This window comes from Streptococcus sp. GMD4S (assembly GCF_000296955.1).
On record NZ_AJRE01000578.1, the window covers coordinates 1 to 506 of the forward strand.

Here is a 506-nt window from a genome sequence, read left to right on the forward strand (position 1 = left end):
AGAAAAATCTAACTTTTGGGGTGCAGTACAGAGATTATCTTTTTCATTCTATTTTCTCCTATACTATGAAACAAAGACAGTATAACACGAAGACTACCCTAACTCAAACTTGGATAACTGAGATGCTGTCAGTCCATCACAAGCTACATCTGACTGCTTGAGTTTTCTAGCCAATCGCAATTCCTTGTAAAATTCTCCCAATGCCATCTTTTCAATCATGACCAAACTCCTGTCCAAAACCCTCTTTACTATTCCATTCGTAAATACTTTTCCTTTTTTAACATGTTATAAAATATGGGAACTATATACCCGTTTACACTAGACACAAGATATAGTGCTTACGAGAATATCAAAAAGGCGACTTACAAACGGAAATCGTCTTTTAATAATGTCTAAATTCTTCGCAGGATTTCAAAATTTTGATATAATAGAAGTAACAAAAATAAAGGAAATTAAGTATTATGAACGCAATCACAGCTCACAGCTCACGCTGATTATGTAATCGG

At 34.2% G+C, this 506-nt stretch carries 1 pseudogene; it reads right to left on the minus strand.

Going from position 1 to position 506, the window contains the following annotated elements:
* Nucleotides 1-96 precede the first annotated feature (96 nt).
* Nucleotides 97-219, minus strand: a pseudogene (locus tag GMD4S_RS13260) (MutR family transcriptional regulator); the annotation flags it as partial.
* Nucleotides 220-506 lie beyond the last annotated feature (287 nt).